This window comes from Yokenella regensburgei, from assembly GCF_051486985.1.
Classification (GTDB): Bacteria; Pseudomonadota; Gammaproteobacteria; order Enterobacterales; family Enterobacteriaceae; genus CBFFRJ01.
Genome location: NZ_JAHVDV010000025.1, coordinates 1 through 20,251, shown reverse-complemented (window position 1 = coordinate 20,251; position 20,251 = coordinate 1). Strand labels below are relative to the sequence as shown.

The window sequence follows — 20,251 nt, the reverse complement described above, 5'->3', positions numbered from 1 at the left end:
GTGATTGATAAAACCGCCTTTATTCATCCTTCTGCCATTGTTGAAGACGGTGCCATTATTGGCGCTAATGCTCACATTGGTCCGTTTTGTATTGTTGGCGCTAACGTCGAAATTGGCGAAGGCACCGTACTGAAGTCTCATGTTGTTATAAACGGCCATACTAAAATTGGTCGTGATAACGAGATTTATCAGTTCGCTTCCATCGGGGAAGTTAACCAGGATCTTAAATATGCTGGTGAGCCGACTCGCGTGGAAATTGGCGATCGCAACCGCATTCGCGAAAGCGTCACCATTCACCGTGGCACGGTACAAGGCGGCGGATTAACGAAGGTGGGCAGTGATAACCTCATGATGGTCAACACGCATGTTGCGCATGACTGTACCATTGGTGATCGCTGTATCCTCGCGAATAACGCCACGCTTGCAGGCCATGTCTCTGTTGATGACTTTGCTATCATCGGTGGCATGACCGCAGTCCACCAGTTCTGCATCATCGGTGCGCACGTGATGGTGGGCGGCTGCTCCGGTGTGGCGCAGGACGTTCCGCCTTACGTTATCGCTCAGGGCAACCATGCGACGCCGTTTGGGGTTAACATCGAAGGGTTGAAACGTCGCGGCTTCAGCCGTGAAGCGATTCACGCCATCCGTAACGCCTACAAACTGCTTTATCGCAGCGGTAAAACGCTGGACGAAGCAAAACCTGAGATTACTGAGCTGGCACAGCAGTATCCTGAAGTGAAGGCGTTCACTGAATTCTTTGAGCGCTCCACGCGTGGCCTGATTCGGTAATGGTCGAGCATCGCCCGTTAACAATAGCCCTCGTCGCCGGAGAAACCTCCGGCGATATTCTTGGTGCGGGGCTCATTCGCGCCCTGAAGGCGCGTGTGCCTGACGCCCGCTTTGTTGGGGTGGCAGGGCCACTGATGCAGGCGGAAGGGTGTGAAGCCTGGTATGAAATGGAAGAGCTGGCGGTGATGGGGATCGTTGAGGTACTGGGGCGGCTGCGTCGGTTACTTCACATTCGTGCCGATCTCACCCGCCGTTTCTCTGCATTAAAGCCGGATGTCTTTGTCGGCATTGATGCGCCTGATTTCAACATTACCCTTGAGGGGAACCTGAAAAAACAGGGCATCAGGACTATTCATTATGTCAGCCCCTCAGTCTGGGCCTGGCGCCAGAAACGCGTTTTCAAAATAGGCAGAGCCACCAATCTGGTGCTAGCTTTTCTGCCTTTCGAAAAAGCGTTTTATGACAGATTTAATGTTCCTTGTCGGTTCATCGGTCACACGATGGCGGATGCCATGCCGCTGGATCCGGACAAGCAGGCCGCGAGAAGCAGATTAGGGATTCCGCCTGAGGCACACTGTCTCGCCCTGCTACCGGGTAGCCGGGGCGCGGAAGTGGAAATGCTGAGTGCCGACTTCCTGCGTACGGCACAACTTCTGCGTGAGCATTATCCTGATCTGCATGTGGCCGTGCCCCTGGTCAATGCGAAAAGGCGTGAACAGTTTGAGCGAATCAAACAGGAGACCGCCCCTGATTTACAGGTGCATATGCTTGATGGCATGGCGCGTGATGCCATGATTGCCAGCGATGCAGCGCTTCTGGCGTCAGGCACCGCGGCGCTGGAGTGTATGCTGGCAAAATGCCCGATGGTGGTCGGCTACCGAATGAAGCCGTTCACCTTCTGGCTTGCGAAACGGCTGGTCAAAACCGATTACGTCTCGCTGCCAAACTTGCTGGCAGGCCGCGAGCTGGTAAAAGAGTTATTGCAGGATGAGTGTCAGCCTAAGAAATTAGCGGATGCATTACTTCCGTTGCTGGCGAATGGCAAAGCGCACCATGCCATGCATGACATTTTCCGCGAACTGCACCTGCAGATCCGATGTAATGCCGATGAACAGGCCGCTGCTGCTGTACTGGAGTTGGCACAATGATTGAATTTGAATACCCGCACACGCATCTGGTTGCGGGTGTGGATGAAGTGGGGCGCGGGCCGTTGGTAGGTGCAGTGGTCACCGCTGCGGTTATTCTTGACCCCCTGCGACCCATCGTGGGGCTAACTGACTCCAAGAAGTTATCGGAGAAGCGCCGTCTCGCGCTCTGCGAGGAGATCAAAGAGAAGGCGTTATCCTGGAGTCTTGGCCGCGCTGAGCCCCATGAAATAGACGAACTGAACATTTTGCATGCCACGATGCTGGCGATGCAGCGCGCCGTTGCCGGACTGCATATCGTCCCGGAGTATGTGTTGATTGACGGCAACCGTTGTCCCACATTGCCTGTGCCCTCGATGGCGGTGGTAAAAGGGGACAGCCGGGTGCAGGAAATCAGCGCGGCGTCTATTCTTGCCAAAGTGTCACGGGATGCGGAAATGGCCGCGCTGGATATGACATTCCCCCAATATGGTTTTGCGCAACACAAAGGTTATCCAACCGCATTTCATCTCGAAAAGCTGGTTGAACATGGCGCAACCGAACACCACCGGCGCAGTTTCGGCCCGGTCAAACGCGCGTTGGGCCTTGTGTCCTGATTCTTGTCACACGATAAAACCGGAATCTGAAAATGGCTGAACCACGTTTCGTACACCTGCGGGTGCATAGCGACTACTCCATGATTGATGGGCTGGCAAAGACCGGACCGCTGGTGAAAAAGGCGGCCGCGCTCGGTATGCCTGCGCTGGCGATCACCGATTTTACCAACCTATGTGGTCTGGTGAAGTTTTATGGAACGGCGCACGGTGCGGGTATGAAGCCCATCGTGGGAGCTGATTTTCACGTTCAGAGTGATGTGCTGGGCGATGAACTGACCCAACTGACGGTTCTGGCCGCCAATAACGCAGGATATCAAAACCTCACGCTGCTTATTTCCCGTGCCTATCAGCGTGGCTATGGCGCTGCTGGCCCGTGGATTGACAGAGACTGGCTGGTTGAGCATAAAGAGGGGCTGCTCCTGCTTTCCGGCGGCCGCATGGGCGATGTGGGACGAAGCTTGCTTCGTGGCAATACTCCCCTTGTGGAGCAGTGCGTCAGTTTCTATGAAACCCATTTCCCCGATAGCTATTATCTGGAGCTTATCCGTACCGGGCGCCCGGATGAAGAGAGTTACCTGCATGCTGCGGTAGCGCTGGCGGAGGCGCGGGGGCTTCCCGTGGTTGCCACCAATGATGTGCGTTTTATCGACGCGGGTGACTTCGACGCGCACGAGATCCGCGTCGCCATCCACGACGGTTTTACCCTCGACGATCCTAAGCGTCCGCGTCATTATTCCCCTCAGCAGTACATGCGTACCGAAGACGAGATGTGCGAGCTGTTTGCTGATATTCCGGAAGCGCTCGAAAACAGCGTCGAAATTGCCAAACGCTGTAACGTGACCGTTCGGCTGGGCGAATACTTTCTTCCTCAGTTCCCGACAGGGAATATGACCACCGAAGACTTCCTGGTAGCGAAATCCAAAGAGGGGCTTGAAGAGCGTCTGGCATTCCTCTTCCCGGATCCACAGCTGCGGGCAGAGCGTCGCCCTGAATATGATGAGCGCCTGGAGGTGGAGCTGCAGGTTATCAACCAGATGGGCTTCCCAGGCTACTTCCTTATCGTGATGGAGTTTATCCAGTGGTCGAAGGATAACGGCGTGCCCGTAGGACCCGGGCGTGGTTCTGGTGCGGGTTCGCTGGTGGCTTATGCACTGAAAATCACCGACCTCGATCCGCTGGAATTTGACCTGCTGTTCGAACGTTTCCTTAACCCGGAACGTGTCTCCATGCCCGACTTTGACGTTGACTTCTGTATGGAGAAACGCGACCAGGTCATTGAGCACGTGTCGGAAATGTACGGACGCGATGCGGTTTCACAGATTATCACCTTCGGTACGATGGCGGCGAAAGCGGTTATTCGCGATGTGGGGCGCGTGCTGGGGCATCCCTACGGTTTCGTAGACCGAATTTCAAAACTGGTGCCACCCGATCCGGGTATGACGCTGGCAAAAGCGTTTGAAGCGGAACCTCAGTTGCCTGAAATCTATGAGGCTGACGAAGAGGTGAGAGCGCTCATTGATATGGCGCGCAAACTGGAAGGTGTCACCCGTAACGCCGGTAAGCATGCGGGCGGGGTGGTTATTGCACCGACCAAAATCACCGATTTTGCACCGCTCTACTGCGACGAAGCGGGTCATCATCCGGTTACCCAGTTTGATAAAAACGACGTGGAATATGCCGGGCTGGTGAAGTTTGACTTCCTGGGGCTGCGTACGCTGACCATCATCGACTGGGCTCTGAAGATGATTAATCCGCGACGTGAGAAGCAGGGGCTTGAGCCTATCGATATCGCCGCTATCCCGCTCGATGACAAGAAAAGCTTCGATATGCTGCAACGCTCGGAGACCACGGCGGTCTTCCAGCTTGAATCCCGTGGCATGAAAGATCTCATCAAGCGTCTGCAGCCGGACTGCTTTGAGGACATGATAGCCCTGGTGGCGCTGTTCCGTCCTGGCCCGTTGCAGTCAGGGATGGTAGATAACTTTATCGACCGTAAGCATGGCCGCGAGGAGATCTCTTACCCGGACGTGCAGTGGCAGCATGAGTGCCTGAAGCCTGTTCTGGAGCCGACCTACGGCATCATCCTCTACCAGGAACAGGTGATGCAGATTGCGCAGGAGCTATCCGGCTACACCCTCGGTGGTGCGGATATGCTGCGTCGTGCAATGGGTAAGAAAAAACCGGAAGAGATGGCAAAGCAGCGGTCGGTTTTTGAAGACGGTGCAAAGAAAAACGGCGTTGACGGCGAACTGGCGATGAAAATCTTTGACCTGGTGGAAAAATTCGCCGGGTACGGATTTAACAAATCTCACTCCGCTGCCTATGCTTTAGTCTCCTACCAGACGTTGTGGCTGAAAGCCCACTTTCCGGCAGAATTTATGGCGGCCGTAATGACCGCGGATATGGATAACACGGAAAAAGTGGTTGGGCTGGTGGATGAATGCTGGCGCATGGGCCTTAAAATCCTGCCGCCGGATATTAATTCCGGTTTGTACCATTTCCACGTCAATGATGACGGGGAGATCGTGTATGGTATCGGCGCGATTAAAGGCGTCGGTGAAGGGCCCATTGAAGCCATCATTGAAGCGCGTAATGAAGGCGGATATTTCCGCGAGCTGTTTGATCTCTGCGCCCGTACTGACACCAAAAAATTAAACCGTCGGGTGCTGGAAAAACTGATCATGTCCGGGGCGTTTGACCGTCTTGGGCCGCACCGCGCGGCATTAATGAACTCTCTGGGCGATGCATTAAAAGCCGCCGATCAGCACGCTAAAGCGGAAGCGATTGGCCAGGCGGATATGTTTGGCGTGCTCGCAGAAGAGCCGGAGCAGATTGAGCAGTCTTATGCCAGTTGTCAGCCCTGGCCGGAACATACGGTACTGGAAGGTGAGCGTGAAACCTTAGGACTCTATCTGACGGGTCACCCCATCAACCAGTATTTAAAAGAAATCGATCGCTATGTCGGCGGCCTTAGGCTAAAAGACATGCACCCAACCGACCGTGGCAAGGTCACCACGGCGGCGGGGCTCGTGATTGCTGCAAGGGTAATGGTCACCAAACGCGGCAATCGTATCGGCATCTGTACGCTGGATGACCGTTCCGGGCGTCTGGAGGTGATGTTATTCACCGAAGCGCTGGAAAAGTACCAGCATTTGCTGGAAAACGACCGCATACTTATCGTCAGCGGACAGGTCAGCTTTGATGACTTCAGCGGTGGCCTTAAAATGATGGCCCGTGAAGTGATGGATATTGACGAAGCCCGTGAAAAATATGCTCGCGGGCTTGCTATCTCGCTGACGGACAGGCAAATTGATGACCAGCTTTTGACCCGACTCCGTCAGTCTCTGGAACCCCATCGCTCGGGGACAATTCCAGTACATCTCTACTATCAGAGGGCGGATGCACGAGCACGATTGCGTTTTGGCGCGACGTGGCGTGTCTCTCCGAGCGATCGTTTATTAAACGATCTCCGTGGCCTTATTGGTTCGGAGCAGGTGGAACTGGAGTTTGACTAATACAGGAATACTATGAGTCTGAATTTCCTTGATTTCGAACAGCCGATTGCTGAGCTGGAAGCGAAAATCGATTCTCTGACTGCGGTGAGCCGTCAGGATGAAAAACTGGATATTAACATTGACGAAGAAGTGCATCGTCTGCGTGAAAAAAGCGTAGAACTGACGCGCAAAATATTCGCCGATCTTGGCGCATGGCAGGTAGCCCAGCTGGCACGCCATCCGCTGCGTCCATACACCCTGGATTACGTCCGCCTCGCGTTTGATGAGTTTGACGAACTCGCAGGTGACCGTGCTTACGCCGACGACAAAGCCATCGTGGGCGGTATCGCCCGCCTGGACGGTCGTCCGGTGATGATCATTGGTCACCAGAAAGGCCGTGAAACCAAAGAAAAAATCCGCCGCAATTTCGGTATGCCTGCACCTGAAGGCTACCGTAAAGCGCTGCGTTTGATGGAAATGGCCGATCGTTTCAATATGCCCATCATTACCTTCATTGACACCCCAGGCGCTTATCCGGGTGTCGGTGCAGAAGAGCGTGGTCAGTCCGAAGCCATCGCCCGTAACCTGCGCGAAATGTCTCGCCTGAATGTGCCGGTCATTTGTACCGTCATTGGTGAAGGTGGTTCCGGTGGGGCACTGGCTATTGGCGTGGGTGATAAAGTGAATATGCTGCAGTACAGCACCTATTCCGTTATCTCGCCGGAAGGTTGCGCCTCGATTCTCTGGAAGAGCGCAGATAAGGCGCCGCTGGCAGCAGATGCTATGGGCATTATTGCGCCGCGTCTGAAAGAGCTGAAACTGATCGATTCTATTATTCCGGAACCACTCGGTGGTGCTCATCGCAACGCGGAAGCGATGGCTGCCTCCCTGAAAGCGCAGCTGATTGCCGATCTGGCCGATCTTGACGTGCTGAGTAAAGAAGATCTGCGTAACCGCCGTTACCAGCGTCTGATGAGCTACGGCTACGCCTGATTTCCCTGAAAGACCATTCTGAAAAGCCACACTCCGGTGTGGCTTTTTTTATACCCGCGGCCTGGCTCAACTATGCTTTACGCATGTTTTTTAAGGAGGTAGGCGTGAATATTATTGCCATCATGGGGCCGCATGGCGTTTTCTACAAAGACGAGCCAATCAAGGAACTTGAACAGGCGCTTAAGCAACAAGGCTTTCAGCTTATCTGGCCGCAAAACAGTAATGACTTACTCAAGTTTATTGAACACAATCCGCGTATTTGTGGCGTTATCTTTGACTGGGATGAGTACGACCTCGATCTCTGCAGCGAAATCAATCAGCTTAACGAATACCTGCCGTTATACGCCTTTATCAATACCCACTCGACGATGGACGTCAGCGCCCATGATATGCGCATGGCGCTGTGGTTCTTCGAATATGCGCTGGGCACGGCGGACGACATCGCGACCCGCATAGAACAGTACACGCGCGAATATCTCGATAACATTACGCCCCCTTTCACCAAAGCGTTGTTCACCTATGTGAAAGAGGGTAAATACACGTTTTGCACGCCGGGGCATATGGGCGGCACGGCCTACCAGAAAAGCCCAGTGGGATGTCTGTTTTACGATTTTTTTGGCGGTAATACGTTAAAAGCAGATGTATCTATTTCGGTGACTGAACTGGGATCGCTGCTGGATCATAGCGGGCCGCATCTGGAAGCTGAAGAGTATATCGCCCGCACCTTTGGTGCTGAACAGAGCTACATGGTCACCAATGGCACCTCCACCTCCAATAAGATTGTGGGAATGTATGCTGCTCCGGTCGGCAGCACGTTACTTATCGATCGCAACTGCCATAAGTCACTTGCGCATTTGCTGATGATGAGCGATGTCACGCCGATCTGGCTGAAACCCGGACGCAATGCGTTGGGTATTCTGGGCGGTATCCCGCGTCAGGAATTTGCCCATGCGAGTATTGAGCAGAAAGTGGCTACCACGCCGGGGGCGAGCTGGCCTGTTCATGCCGTCATCACTAACTCAACCTATGACGGCCTGCTTTACAACACTGACTGGATTAAAAAGACGCTGGATGTTCCATCCATTCATTTTGATTCTGCCTGGGTGCCCTACACCAATTTTCATCCTATTTACGCAGGCAAAAGTGGGATGAGCGGCGAGCGCGTGCCGGGCAAAGTTTTCTTTGAAACGCAATCGACGCACAAGATGCTGGCGGCGCTTTCGCAAGCCTCACTGATTCACGTTAAAGGTGATTATGACGAAGACACCTTCAACGAAGCCTTCATGATGCACACTTCCACTTCACCCAGCTATCCTCTGGTTGCCTCCATCGAGACGGCAGCGGCGATGCTGCGCGGCAACCCGGGCAAGCGGCTGATTAACCGCTCGGTCGAGCGGGCGTTGCACTTTCGCAAAGAGGTGCAGCGCCTTAAGGATGAAGCAGACAGCTGGTTCTTTGACATCTGGCAGCCTGAAGAGATCGATGAGGCTGACTGCTGGCCCGTTTCGCCAGGAGAAACATGGCACGGCTTCCGGGATGCTGACGCAGACCATATGTTCCTCGATCCGGTTAAGGTGACGATTTTGACACCGGGTATGGATGAGCACGGTCATATGAGCGAAGAGGGGATCCCGGCTGCGCTGGTAGCGAAGTTCCTTGATGAACGTGGCGTAGTAGTGGAAAAAACAGGCCCCTATAATCTGCTGTTCCTTTTCAGCATCGGAATAGACAAAACCCGGGCGATGGGGTTATTACGCGGGCTGATGGAGTTTAAGCGCGCCTACGATCTTAATCTTCGGGTGAAAAATATGTTGCCGGATCTCTATGCCGAGGATCCGGACTTTTATCGCACTATGCGTATTCAGGATCTGGCGCAAGGGATCCACAAGTTGATCCGCCAGCACGATCTTCCGCAACTGATGCTAAGAGCGTTCGATGTTTTGCCAGAGATGAAAATGACGCCGCATCAGGCCTGGCAGGAGCAGATCCGTGGCGATGTGGAAACCATTGAGCTGGAAAAACTGATCGGACGTACTTCCGCCAATATGATCCTGCCGTACCCACCGGGGGTTCCATTGCTGATGCCCGGAGAGGTGATTACCGAACAGAGTCGTGCGGTGCTGGACTTTTTATTGATGCTTTGCGCAATAGGACGGCATTACCCGGGGTTTGAAACGGATATTCACGGGGCGAAGCGGGGAGAAGACGGAGTGTATTGGGTACGTGTCTTAAAATAACCCTGACCGCTTGCGGGTTATCACCGGCAAGGGTAACGTGCTGAAAGACAAAAGGAGGCACTATGCTGGGTTTGAAACAGGTACACCATATCGCCATCATCGCGACGGACTATGCCAGAAGCAAAGCGTTTTACTGCGATATTCTGGGCTTCACATTAGAAAGCGAGTTTTATCGCGAAGAGCGTGATTCATGGAAAGGGGATTTGGCCCTCAATGGGCAATATGTCATTGAACTTTTCTCCTTTCCGTTCCCGCCAGCGCGTGCGAGTGGGCCGGAATCCTGCGGGTTGCGCCATCTGGCTTTCAGCGTTGAGAATATCGACAAGGCAGTTTCTCACCTTGAGGCGCACGGGGTTGTTTGTGAAGATATCCGCATCGACCCTTTTACTGGTAAACGTTTTACCTTTTTCAAAGATCCCGATAATTTGCCGCTGGAGCTCTATCAGCAGTAGGGCTTGCCACTTTTCCCGATGCCCGGTAACGTGCCGGGCATGAACCACCTTTCGGTTATCACCATGTCTCTGCCATTGCTGTCTCATCTACCCTCCTCTCAACGCCAGTTTTTAGTAGCGTTCAGTGGAGGGCTGGATTCCACGGTGCTTTTGCACCGGCTTGTGCTATGGCGTCGCCAGCAACCGACGATCGCACTGCGTGCCATTCACATCCACCACGGATTAAGCCCGAATGCGGATAAATGGGTGGAACACTGTCAGCAGCAGTGCGACAGCTGGCAGGTTCCCCTGGCGATATGTCGCGTCAATCTTGTGGATGAGGGGAACGGGGTGGAAGCGCAGGCTCGTAAGGCGCGTTATGCTGCTTTCGAAAAGGCTCTTTTGCCCGGTGAGCTATTGCTTACGGCACAACACCTTGACGATCAAGCAGAAACGTTTCTGCTGGCGTTAAAGCGCGGAAGCGGGCCAGCCGGACTCGCCGGTATGCCGGAAACCATGCCATTTGCTGGCTCACTACTGTTACGACCACTGCTAAATGAGACGCGGTCTGCGCTGGAAGCGTGGGCACACCAGCACGGTTTATCGTGGATTGATGACGAAAGTAATAACGACGACCGCTACGATCGCAATTTTTTACGGTTGCGGGTCTTACCCCAACTTAATGCCCGTTGGCCGCATTTTGCTGATGCAGTGGCTCGCAGCGCGGCGCTGTGCGGTGAGCAGGAACAACTGCTGGATGAATTGCTGGCGGATGAGCTTTCAGCCGCCACCAGCCAGGACGGTGGCCTGTTGATTGCGGCATTAACGCCGTTAAGTGCTATAAGACGAGGCGCAATCCTGCGTCGCTGGCTGGCTTCCCGACAGGCGGTTATGCCTTCAAGGGAGACGCTTAACCGCATCTGGAATGAAGTTGCCCTCGCCAGAGAGGATGCAGAACCTTGTTTACGCATGGGCGCTCTGAGCGTACGCCGTTATAAAGGTCAGCTTTTTCTGGTGAGCCTCTCTCCTGACTTGCGCGAGCTGGTGCTCGCGTGGCCTTCGCCATTCGCTCCGCTGAGGCTCCCCGGCAATGGCGGTATCGTGTCGCTAACCAAAGGGGGCGAGTTGCGTTCACCTCTACCAGATGAACCGGTATCCCTGCGTTTTCAGGCGAGCGGCATACTGCATATTGTTGGTCGCAACGGTGGACGTAAGCTCAAAAAAATCTGGCAGGAACGTGGAGTGGCACCCTGGCAGCGGGAGACTACCCCGTTACTTTTCTATGGCGAGAAACTTATTGCCGCGGCCGGGCAATTTGTCACGCTGGAGGGGGCGGTTAAAGAGGGGGACGAGGGGGTCGGACTCAGGTGGGAGAAGTAACGGGCAGACCGGGCTGCCCGTCTGAGGACTTCAGGACTCGCTCACCACAACGGTGCCGATTTCCGGATGACTGAAGCTCGCAATCTTGTCGAGGCGTAATTCGCGGATAGCGCCCGCGGTTTCCGCCACCAGGTACTCCACGTTTTTACGAGAGACCAAATCGCTGGCTTTTGCCTGCAACTCTTCGCCATCTTTGAGCGTCAGCGTCAATAAGAGATGATGCTGACAGGCAAGTTCCAGGTTGTCATAATCATCGCAGTTAATGGGTTGATAAGTATCATTCATTGACATAATCGCTCACCAGTAAGTTCGCGGCAGCATAAGCCGCCTTTTCCCTGACCGACTCTGAAACGGTATCGTCCGATGCCATCTCATTCAAAACCTTCAATACGCATCCCAGTGCATCCGGGACATACCCTAAATCCCCGCTCGCAATTTCCGCATACCGCTTGCGTATCAATTCACAATAATTTCCCACATGTCCTCCTGTAAGCGCCCTGGCTTTACTGTGAGATACCATTAAGCCTACGAAGATACGCTCTGTTTCGCAAGGTGACTATAACACAGCCAGCTAATCATTATCAGAGTGATGACCTCCGTGAAGCTAAAGAGAGAACAGCGTGTTATACCTTTATTCGCTACAATAGCGCCTGTTTTGTTCAGGAGGCGGTATGGCATTAAAAGCAACAATTTATAAAGCAATGGTGAATGTGGCAGATTTGGACCGGAATCAGTTTCTTGATGCCACCTTAACGCTTGCTCGTCATCCTTCTGAAACGCAGGAACGCATGATGCTGCGTCTGCTGGCGTGGCTGAAGTTTGCTGATGAACGCCTGCAGTTTACGCGTGGGCTCAGCGCGGAAGATGAACCAGAAGTCTGGTTGCTGAACGACCATCTGGGCATCGATCTGTGGGTTGAGCTGGGATTGCCCGATGAGAGGCGAATCAAAAAAGCCTGCAGCCAGTCTCAGGCGGTTGCCCTGTTTACCTATAACGACCGGGCGGCGCAAATCTGGTGGCAACAAAACCAGACCAAAATGGCGGGTTTTAAAAATTTGAGCATCTGGTATCTGGATGATATGCAGCTGGCGAAACTGAGCGAACTGGCTACCCGCACCATGACGCTTCAGGCGACGATTCAGGATGGAACTATCTGGCTCAGCGATGCTCAAAATAATCTGGAAATTCAGCTAACGACCTGGCAGCATCACGAATGATTGTCCTGTCCCGGCATGCCACTATTACGGATGACGAACTGGAGATCACCGCAGTTCGCGCGCAGGGGGCAGGCGGTCAGCATGTGAATAAAGCCTCGACGGCTATTCATCTGCGTTTTGATATTCGTGCTTCCGGTTTGCCTGATTTTTATAAAGAACGGCTTCTGGGGGCGTCGCATCATCTTATCACCGCTGATGGCGTGGTGATTATCAAGGCGCAGGAATACCGCAGTCAGGAGATGAATCGAGAAGCGGCGATCGCCAGGCTGGTGGCATTAATTAACGAGCTGACCGTGGTGCAAAAAAGCCGTCGTGCAACGCGTCCCACCCGGGCGTCGAAAGAGCGGCGCCTGGCGAGCAAGTCGCAAAAGTCGTCAGTAAAAGCGCTACGTGGAAAAGTCCGCCGACCACAGGAATGATGGGTGTAATAAGCAATATTCATAAGGAAAAGAGCGTGAAAAGAGCAATATTGTCCCTGGCTGCCGTCATAACACTCTTTGGCCTGATGGGGTGTAATAACCGGGGGGAAGTGCAGACGGTTTCACCACCCGAGTCGCATGAACTTAAGCCTATGCAGCAAAGCTGGCGGGGCATTTTGCCCTGTGCGGATTGTGAAGGCGTTGAGACCTCGCTTTTCCTCGAAAAAGACGGTACCTGGGTGATGAATCAGGGCTATCAGGGGGCTAAGGGGGCCGAAGAATTTGCCAGCTATGGCGTCTGGGCGCGTACAGCAGACAAGCTGGTTTTAACCGATACCGCAGGTGAGAAGCGTTACTTCCGGCCCAGGGGTGACGCGCTGGAAATGCTCGATCGCGAAGGAAATCCGATTCATTCTCAACTCAATTATACGTTACAGCCGGTAAAAAGTGCCCTGCCAGCCACACCTATGGCCATGCGTGGGATGTATCTCTATTTTGCGGATGCCGCGACCTTCACCGACTGCGCAACCGGCAAACGCCTTCCGGTGAAGAACAGTGACCAGCTTGCACTGAAGTTTAACCAGGCGAAGGGGACACCTGCGCAGGCACTACTGCTTGAAGTGGACGGTCATTACGCCCACACCCCAAACCCGGACACCGGGGGGCCGGTTATAACGGTGGTTACGGATAAGAACGCAAGATTCATCCTCGGAAAAGATTGCCATCATCCATAAAAAAAGGCCTCGCATGCGAGGCCTTTTTAATATTAAAGCGATTAGCCCTTAATGGCGTTAACCAGGAAGTTCATGATGTCACCGGTCTTGATCATCTGCTTCTCGCCGCTGCGACGGTATTTATACTCAATATCGTCGCTATCAAGGTTGCGGTCACCAATCACGATGGTGTGAGGAATACCAATAAGCTCCATGTCTGCAAACATGACGCCTGGGCGTTCTTTACGATCGTCCATCAGTACGTCGATACCCTGCGCACGCAGTTCGTGATAGAGCTTCTCTGCCAGTTCCTGTACACGGTAAGATTTGTGCATATTCATTGGCAAAATGGCTACCTGGAACGGGGCAATACTGTCCGGCCACAGAATGCCACGCTCGTCAAAGTTCTGCTCGATGGCGGCCGCCACTACGCGAGTCACCCCGATGCCATAGCAACCCATTGTCAGGATCTGGTTACGACCATCTTCACCCTGAACGGACGCTTTCAATGCTTCAGAGTACTTAGTACCCAACTGGAAGATATGGCCCACTTCGATACCGCGTTTAATCAGCAAAGTACCTTGACCATCCGGGCTGGCATCACCCGCCACTACGTTACGAATATCAGCCACTTCCGGGGTCGCTACATCGCGGTCCCAGTTGATACCGAAGTAGTGCTTGCCATCCACGTTAGCGCCGGCGGCGAAATCGCTCATGGCGGCAACGGTACGGTCGATAACCACCGGAATCGGCATATTAACCGGGCCCAGTGAGCCTGGACCCGCATTAACCACGGCACGGATGTCGGCTTCGGTTGCAAAGGTCAATGGGCTGGCCACCTGCGGCAGTTTTTCCGCTTTTACTTCGTTCAGTTCATGATCGCCACGTACCAGTAACGCGACCAGTGGGTAGCTGCTTCCTTCGACCGCTTTGACCAACAGGGTCTTCACAGTCTTTTCAATCGGCAGAGCAAACTGCTCAACCAGCTCGGCGATGGTTTTTGCATTTGGTGTATCGACCAGCGTCATTTCCTGCGTTGCCGCTGCGCGTGGCGTTTTTGGCGCAACCGCTTCTGCCAGTTCAATGTTAGCTGCATAGTCAGAGGTGTCAGAGAAGACGATGTCATCTTCACCGCTCTGCGCCAGAACCTGGAATTCGTGAGAGGCGCTACCACCAATCGAGCCGGTATCAGCCTGCACCGGGCGGAATTCGAGCCCAATGCGCGTGAAGATTTTGCTGTAAGCGGCGTACATTGCATCGTACGTTTCCTGCAGCGATTCCTGTGTTGTATGGAAAGAGTACGCATCTTTCATCAGGAATTCGCGGGAACGCATTACGCCGAAACGCGGGCGCACTTCGTCACGGAATTTGGTCTGGATCTGAAAGAAGTTCAGCGGCAGCTGTTTGTAAGAGCTGAGCTCGTTACGGATCAGATCGGTAATGACTTCTTCGTGAGTCGGGCCGAGTACGAATGGACGCTCGCCACGGTCGGAAATACGCAGCAGTTCCGGGCCATACTGCTCCCAACGACCGCTCTCTTGCCACAGTTCTGAAGGCTGAACTACCGGCATTAACACCTCGATCGCACCGGCGTTATTCATCTCTTCACGCACGATGTTTTCGACTTTTTTCAGGACGCGCACGCCGGTCGGCAGCCAGGTGTACAACCCGGAGGCCAGCTTGCGGATCATCCCGGCGCGCAGCATCAGTTGATGACTGATAACCTCGGCGTCGGCAGGTGTCTCCTTCAGAGTGGAGAGCAGGTATTGGCTAGTACGCATGTTGTTACGTTTCCAGTTGGACGAGTAGAACAGGCTCAAAGGGAGCCTGATTTAAAAAAGTGCTTCAGTTTACCAGCGAGGCCGGAATGTCAAAAGTAGAGCGGGATAAATTAACGGTCTTCCAGCGCAAAGACTTCAAAACCCGCTTCGGTTACCCGCCAGCGAACATTGAAATCCAGTAGCCAGACAGCGTAGGTTTTTCCCTGTTCTTCACCTTTTCGGTAGGCCGGGCGCGGGTCCTGGGCCAGCACTTCACAAATAAAGGAGGAAAGGTGAGGGTAACGCTTTTCAAGCCCAGGTAACAGTGCTTCAACGTCTGGACTGAACATGACGGGCATATCAGCAGACGGAGCATGCTGTGCATAGCTGGCACGTGCGTCTGGCAGGGCTTCAGCAAACGGCAGATAGGGTTTGATATCGACAACAGGTGTACCGTCGACCAGGTCCAGGCTGCCTAATTGCAGGATCACGCGATCTTTCTCGCACTGGATACCCTTTAGTTCAACCAGCGACATCCCGACAGGATTGGGACGAAAGGTCGACCGCGTGGCAAAAACGCCCATTCTGGCATTGCCGCCTAAACGGGGTGGGCGAACGGTAGGTCGCCAGCCGCCATCCATTGTCTGGTGAAAAACAAACAAAATCCACAGATGGCTGAAGGCTTCAAGTCCGCGAACGGCCTCGGCGTGGTTATAAGGGGCGATAAGATGCAATTCGCCGCCCCCATGTTTCACCAGACCTGGCTGGCGGGGAACGGCGAACTTTTCTTTATAGGGAGAGCGGATGACGCCTATCTGTTCAAAAGTAAACGCGGTCATTTCGCCGATACGTTAAGGGCGGAACCCACACAAACGGCCTGGCGATAACATCCCGGCGTACCGCTTGTGACTTCGCAGCTATGCAGCAAAACGGCGTTCGCTTTCATTTTAGACGCGTTAATCTGCAGGCGCTTACGCGCGGTAGGGATATTGGGCGGAGAGTCCTGAGTACTGGCCTGACAGGAGTCGCCCGTCACTTCTCCTAAATCACGGAACGTTTTTCCCACTAAATCTTCAGCATTAGTGATGATTCGCACGGGGGCGGCACGCGGCGGTTTGGGCTTTGCCGGTTCCACTTTTGGAGGCGTTGCTGTGCTTTTAACAGGTTCGACGGGAGATCTGCTTAGCATTGAACAGCCGCTCAGCATGAGTGCCAGTAAACAGATCGGTAAAGCACGCATAATATTTCCTCAATAAAATTTCTTAACGTTGCTTATTGAATCAGGTGCTTGGGAAAATAACAAGACGGGCATGTGCCCGTCCTGAAGGATTATAAGGTTACAGCGAATTACCAACCTTTAACCGCACCACCGTTGAACACTTTGTTAGCAGCTTCGTACACTTCATCAGACTGATAAGCCTGAACGAATTTCTTCACGTTTTCCGCGTCTTTATTGTCTTCGCGGCTGACGATCAGGTTTACGTATGGAGAGTCTTTATCTTCAACAAAGATGCCATCTTTTGCAGGCGTCAGGTTGATCTGGCTGGCATACGTGGTGTTGATGACGGCCAGCGCAATTTGCGCATCGTCCAGAGAGCGCGGCAGCTGCGGGGCTTCCAGTTCAACGATTTTCAGGTTTTTTGGATTCTCAGCAACATCCAGAACGCTAGGCAGCAGGCCGACGCCGTCTTTCAGTTTGATGAGACCCTGCTGTTGTAACAGCAACAGAGAACGGCCCAGGTTAGTCGGATCGTTTGGTACGGCGATCTGTGCGCCTTCCTGCAATTCATCGATAGATTTGATTTTTTTAGAATATCCGGCAATCGGGTAAACAAAGGTGTTGCCCACGGTCACCAGTTTGTAACCACGATCTTTAATCTGCTGATCCAGGTAAGGCTTATGCTGGAAGGCGTTAACATCGATATCGCCTTTACTCAGCGCTTCATTTGGCAGTACATAGTCGTTAAATGTCACCAGCTCAACATCGAGGCCATACTTCTCTTTCGCGACTTTTTGTGCCACTTCAGCAACCTGCTGTTCTGCGCCAACAATTACGCCAACTTTAATATGGTTTGGATTTTTTTCGTCCTGACCGCAGCCTGCCAGGGCCAGGGAGCCAATCAGCGCACCTACTGCCGCAAAGGTCTTGAATTTAAACGCCATGTGTATTTCCTTTCTCAGAGTCGTTGTGTTGTGTGCAACATTATTTATGCGTAACAGCGCGAACGATACGATCGCCTGCAAACTGAATTAAGTAAACCAGAATCACCAGTAGCGCCAGCACCGTATTCATGACCACGGCGTTGTAGCCTATGTAGCCATACTGATAGCCAATCTGGCCCAAACCACCGGCACCCACAGCGCCTCCCATTGCGGAATAACCTACCAGGGTGATAAGCGTAATGGTTGCCGCGTTTACCAGACCGGGTAACGCTTCCGGTAAAAGGACCTTACGCACGATTTGCATCGGCGTGGCACCCATCGCGCGTGAGGCTTCGATAAGACCCGTTGGGATCTCCAGCAACGCATTTTCTACCATACGTGCAATAAAAGGCGCAGCCCCGACGGTTAATGGAACAATCGCCGCCTGCAGGCCGATCGAAGTGCCCACCACAATACGAGTGAAGGGGATCATCCAGACCAGCAGGATAATAAAAGGAATAGAACGGAAGATATTCACCAGCGCGGATATCGTGCGGTAAAGCTTCGCGTTTTCAGAAATCTGCCCAGGACGCGTGACATAAAGAAGTACGCCGACCGGTAGGCCTAATACAAAACCGAAAAAACCGGAGACGAAGGTCATTGCCAGCGTTTCCCAGACGCCCTTCACCAGTAACCACATCATTGGCTCAGACATAACCCAGCACCTCTACTTTTACATGGTGTTCTTTAAGCCAGGCAATAGCCGCTTGCGTATCTTGTTGTGTGCCGTGCATTTCGGTCAGCATGATGCCGAACTTAACGCCACCGGCATAATCCATCTGCGCGCTAATAATGTTGTTGTTCACATTAAAACGACGGGCCGTTTCAGACAGTAACGGTGCGTCGACCGATTGACCGGTAAATTCCATACGCAGCATCGGTACGCTGTCTTCAAGCGGCTGGGGTTTTAAACGCTGAAGATAATCTTCCGGGATATCCAGGTGTAATGTGGACTGGATAAACTGCTGCGCCAGTGGGGTTTTCGGATGAGAGAAAACTTCACTGACCGTATCCTGTTCGATTAATTCACCATTACTGATGACGGCAACACAGTCACAGATACGCTTCACCACATCCATCTCATGCGTGATCAGCAAAATGGTCAGGCCCAGGCGACGATTAATATCTTTCAGTAGTTCCAGAATGGAACGGGTAGTGGCGGGATCGAGTGCGCTGGTGGCTTCGTCACACAGCAACACTTTGGGGTTACTCGCCAGAGCACGCGCGATGGCAACTCGCTGCTTCTGACCACCCGACAGGTTTGCCGGGTAGCTGTCCTGCTTGTCGCTCAGTCCAACCAGATCAAGCAACTCTTTCACGCGGCGGTTAATTTCTTCACGCGGTGTGCTATCCAGCTCCAGAGGCAGCGCGATGTTGCCGAAGACGGTGCGGGAGGCGAGCAGATTAAAATGCTGGAAAATCATGCCAATCTGGCGACGTGCTTTAGTCAATTCAGACTCAGAAAGTGCGGTCAGTTCCTGGCCATCAACCTGAACGCTACCCTGGGTTGGACGCTCAAGTAAATTGACGCAGCGAATCAGCGTACTTTTACCTGCGCCTGAGGCGCCAATGACGCCATAAATTTGCCCGGCAGGAACGTGCAGGCTGACATTGTTCAGCGCCTGAATCGATCGCGTCCCCTGCTGGAACACTTTGGTGATATTCGAAAGTTTAATCATCAGATTATTTTTATCGTATTAAGAGTGAGCCGTGGCATTTTGTTCTGCCGGTTACGGCCATTGACCGTAAACAGAGCGGATGTTAGGGCATCCAGACGTCTAAATCAATCATACCCTTTGCGATGAGCACTTTCCTGCCCGATGAAACGTGAGATAATAAAGGTACAAGCCTTATTCAGGAGCAAACCGGTGGCAAACTCAGTACCTGCAATTTTTCTCGATCGTGATGGCACTATAAATGTTGATCATGGTTATGTTCATGAGATAGACAATTTTGAGTTTATTGATGGCGTTATAGAGGCCATGCGTGAATTAAAAGCCATGGGCTTCGCTTTAGTTATCGTGACTAACCAGTCCGGTATTGCCCGCGGCAAGTTTACGGAGGCACAGTTCGAAACGCTGACGGAGTGGATGGACTGGTCACTGGCAGACCGGGATGTTGAATTAGATGGTATCTATTACTGTCCGCATCATCCTCAGGGGACGGTTGAAGAGTTCCGCCAGAGCTGTGATTGTCGTAAACCGCATCCGGGAATGTTCATCTCAGCTCGCGATCATCTGCACATTGATATGTCTTCTTCTTATATGGTGGGCGATAAACTTGAAGATATGCAGGCAGCAAATGCAGCGCAGGTAGGAAAGCGTGTATTGGTTCGTACCGGTAAACCCGTCACGCCAGAAGCAGAAAATGCAGCGGATTGGGTGATTAATAGCCTTGCAGACCTGCCTGCAGCCATTAAAAAGCACCAAAAATAGCCGTTATGATGAAAAGATGAGCGGTTGAAATAAAAATGCATTTTTCCGCTTGTCATTCATCGGGAGCTCCCTATAATGCGCCTCCATCGACACGGCAGATGTGAATCACTTCACACTAAACAGCCGGTTCGGTTGAAGAGAAAAAYCCTGAAAATCAGGGTTGACTCTGAAAGAGGAAAGCGTAATATACGCCACCTCGCAACGGTGAGCGAAAGCCGCGTTGCACTGCTCTTTAACAATTTATCAGACAATCTGTGTGGGCACTCAAAGTGACATGGATTCTTGATGTCYTCGGACAAAAAATGAATACCAAGTCTCAAAGAGTGAACACGTAATTCATTACGAAGTTTAATTCTACGAGCATCAAACTTAAATTGAAGAGTTTGATCATGGCTCAGATTGAACGCTGGCGGCAGGCCTAACACATGCAAGTCGAACGG

At 52.8% G+C, this 20,251-nt stretch carries 20 protein-coding genes and 1 rRNA gene; 13 read left to right on the top strand and 8 right to left on the bottom strand.

What is annotated here, in order from left to right; all coding sequences use genetic code 11:
- From lpxA to tilS, 8 genes are all read left to right on the top strand, one after another.
- A complete protein-coding gene (lpxA, locus tag KXR87_RS16755; RefSeq protein WP_437433349.1) occupies positions 1–789 on the top strand; it encodes an acyl-ACP--UDP-N-acetylglucosamine O-acyltransferase in 789 nt (262 codons plus the stop codon).
- Positions 789–1,937 (top strand): lipid-A-disaccharide synthase, encoded by a 1,149-nt coding sequence (gene lpxB, locus KXR87_RS16750; RefSeq protein WP_437433348.1) that lies wholly within the window; start codon positions 789–791, stop codon positions 1,935–1,937. Before lpxA ends, lpxB begins: the two co-directional genes overlap by 1 nt.
- Positions 1,934–2,530 (top strand): ribonuclease HII, encoded by a 597-nt coding sequence (rnhB, locus tag KXR87_RS16745; protein ID WP_437433347.1) that lies wholly within the window; start codon positions 1,934–1,936, stop codon positions 2,528–2,530. The genes lpxB and rnhB overlap by 4 nt, the downstream gene beginning before the upstream one ends.
- Before the next feature lie 32 nt (positions 2,531–2,562).
- Positions 2,563–6,045 (top strand): DNA polymerase III subunit alpha, encoded by a 3,483-nt coding sequence (gene dnaE, locus KXR87_RS16740; protein WP_437433346.1) that lies wholly within the window; start codon positions 2,563–2,565, stop codon positions 6,043–6,045.
- Between the two features lie 12 nt (positions 6,046–6,057).
- A complete protein-coding gene (gene accA, locus KXR87_RS16735) occupies positions 6,058–7,017 on the top strand; it encodes an acetyl-CoA carboxylase carboxyl transferase subunit alpha (protein WP_437433345.1) in 960 nt (319 codons plus the stop codon).
- A gap of 104 nt (positions 7,018–7,121) precedes the next feature.
- Complete coding sequence (locus KXR87_RS16730) at positions 7,122–9,254, top strand: lysine decarboxylase LdcC (RefSeq protein ID WP_437433344.1); 2,133 nt, start codon at positions 7,122–7,124, stop codon at positions 9,252–9,254.
- 62 nt (positions 9,255–9,316) lie between these two features.
- Entirely contained in the window at positions 9,317–9,706 is a 390-nt protein-coding gene (locus KXR87_RS16725; RefSeq protein ID WP_437433343.1) for a VOC family protein, read from the top strand.
- A gap of 63 nt (positions 9,707–9,769) precedes the next feature.
- Positions 9,770–11,065, top strand: coding sequence for a tRNA lysidine(34) synthetase TilS (tilS, locus tag KXR87_RS16720; protein ID WP_437433400.1), 1,296 nt, complete (start codon positions 9,770–9,772; stop codon positions 11,063–11,065).
- Positions 11,066–11,095: 30 nt separating this feature from the next.
- Here the strand turns inward: tilS and rof are convergent, their stop codons facing one another.
- Complete coding sequence (gene rof, locus KXR87_RS16715; RefSeq protein WP_437433342.1) at positions 11,096–11,356, bottom strand: Rho-binding antiterminator; 261 nt, start codon at positions 11,354–11,356, stop codon at positions 11,096–11,098.
- Positions 11,343–11,543, bottom strand: coding sequence for a YaeP family protein (locus tag KXR87_RS16710; protein WP_437433341.1), 201 nt, complete (start codon positions 11,541–11,543; stop codon positions 11,343–11,345). Before KXR87_RS16710 ends, rof begins: the two co-directional genes overlap by 14 nt.
- Before the next feature lie 193 nt (positions 11,544–11,736).
- Here KXR87_RS16710 and KXR87_RS16705 point away from each other — a divergent pair, with 193 nt between their 5' ends.
- The 3 genes from KXR87_RS16705 to nlpE are packed head-to-tail and all read left to right on the top strand — an operon-like array spanning position 11,737 to position 13,435.
- A complete protein-coding gene (locus tag KXR87_RS16705) occupies positions 11,737–12,282 on the top strand; it encodes a YaeQ family protein (protein ID WP_437433340.1) in 546 nt (181 codons plus the stop codon).
- The gene (gene arfB / locus KXR87_RS16700; RefSeq protein ID WP_437433339.1) at positions 12,279–12,701 is read left to right on the top strand and encodes an alternative ribosome rescue aminoacyl-tRNA hydrolase ArfB; all 423 of its coding nucleotides are present in this window, start codon (positions 12,279–12,281) and stop codon (positions 12,699–12,701) included. Before KXR87_RS16705 ends, arfB begins: the two co-directional genes overlap by 4 nt.
- Positions 12,702–12,736: 35 nt before the next feature.
- Positions 12,737–13,435: an envelope stress response activation lipoprotein NlpE gene (nlpE, locus tag KXR87_RS16695; protein WP_437433338.1), complete on the top strand. Its 699-nt coding sequence runs from the start codon at positions 12,737–12,739 to the stop codon at positions 13,433–13,435.
- A gap of 41 nt (positions 13,436–13,476) precedes the next feature.
- Here the strand turns inward: nlpE and proS are convergent, their stop codons facing one another.
- From proS to metN, 6 genes are all read right to left on the bottom strand, one after another.
- Positions 13,477–15,195, bottom strand: coding sequence for a proline--tRNA ligase (gene proS, locus KXR87_RS16690; RefSeq protein WP_437433337.1), 1,719 nt, complete (start codon positions 15,193–15,195; stop codon positions 13,477–13,479).
- Positions 15,196–15,305: 110 nt separating this feature from the next.
- Entirely contained in the window at positions 15,306–16,013 is a 708-nt protein-coding gene (tsaA, locus tag KXR87_RS16685; RefSeq protein ID WP_437433336.1) for a tRNA (N6-threonylcarbamoyladenosine(37)-N6)-methyltransferase TrmO, read from the bottom strand.
- Positions 16,010–16,414, bottom strand: a complete 405-nt coding sequence (gene rcsF, locus KXR87_RS16680; protein ID WP_437433335.1) for an Rcs stress response system protein RcsF — start codon at positions 16,412–16,414, stop codon at positions 16,010–16,012. Before rcsF ends, tsaA begins: the two co-directional genes overlap by 4 nt.
- A gap of 107 nt (positions 16,415–16,521) precedes the next feature.
- Positions 16,522–17,337, bottom strand: coding sequence for a MetQ/NlpA family lipoprotein (locus KXR87_RS16675; RefSeq protein ID WP_437433334.1), 816 nt, complete (start codon positions 17,335–17,337; stop codon positions 16,522–16,524).
- Positions 17,338–17,377: 40 nt separating this feature from the next.
- The gene (locus tag KXR87_RS16670; protein WP_437433333.1) at positions 17,378–18,031 is read right to left on the bottom strand and encodes a methionine ABC transporter permease MetI; all 654 of its coding nucleotides are present in this window, start codon (positions 18,029–18,031) and stop codon (positions 17,378–17,380) included.
- Entirely contained in the window at positions 18,024–19,055 is a 1,032-nt protein-coding gene (metN, locus tag KXR87_RS16665) for a methionine ABC transporter ATP-binding protein MetN (RefSeq protein WP_437433332.1), read from the bottom strand. Before metN ends, KXR87_RS16670 begins: the two co-directional genes overlap by 8 nt.
- Positions 19,056–19,244: 189 nt before the next feature.
- Between metN and gmhB the strand changes: the two genes are divergently transcribed.
- Complete coding sequence (gene gmhB, locus KXR87_RS16660) at positions 19,245–19,811, top strand: D-glycero-beta-D-manno-heptose 1,7-bisphosphate 7-phosphatase (protein ID WP_437433331.1); 567 nt, start codon at positions 19,245–19,247, stop codon at positions 19,809–19,811.
- Between the two features lie 371 nt (positions 19,812–20,182).
- Positions 20,183–20,251 (top strand): 16S ribosomal RNA (locus KXR87_RS16655); the annotation flags it as partial.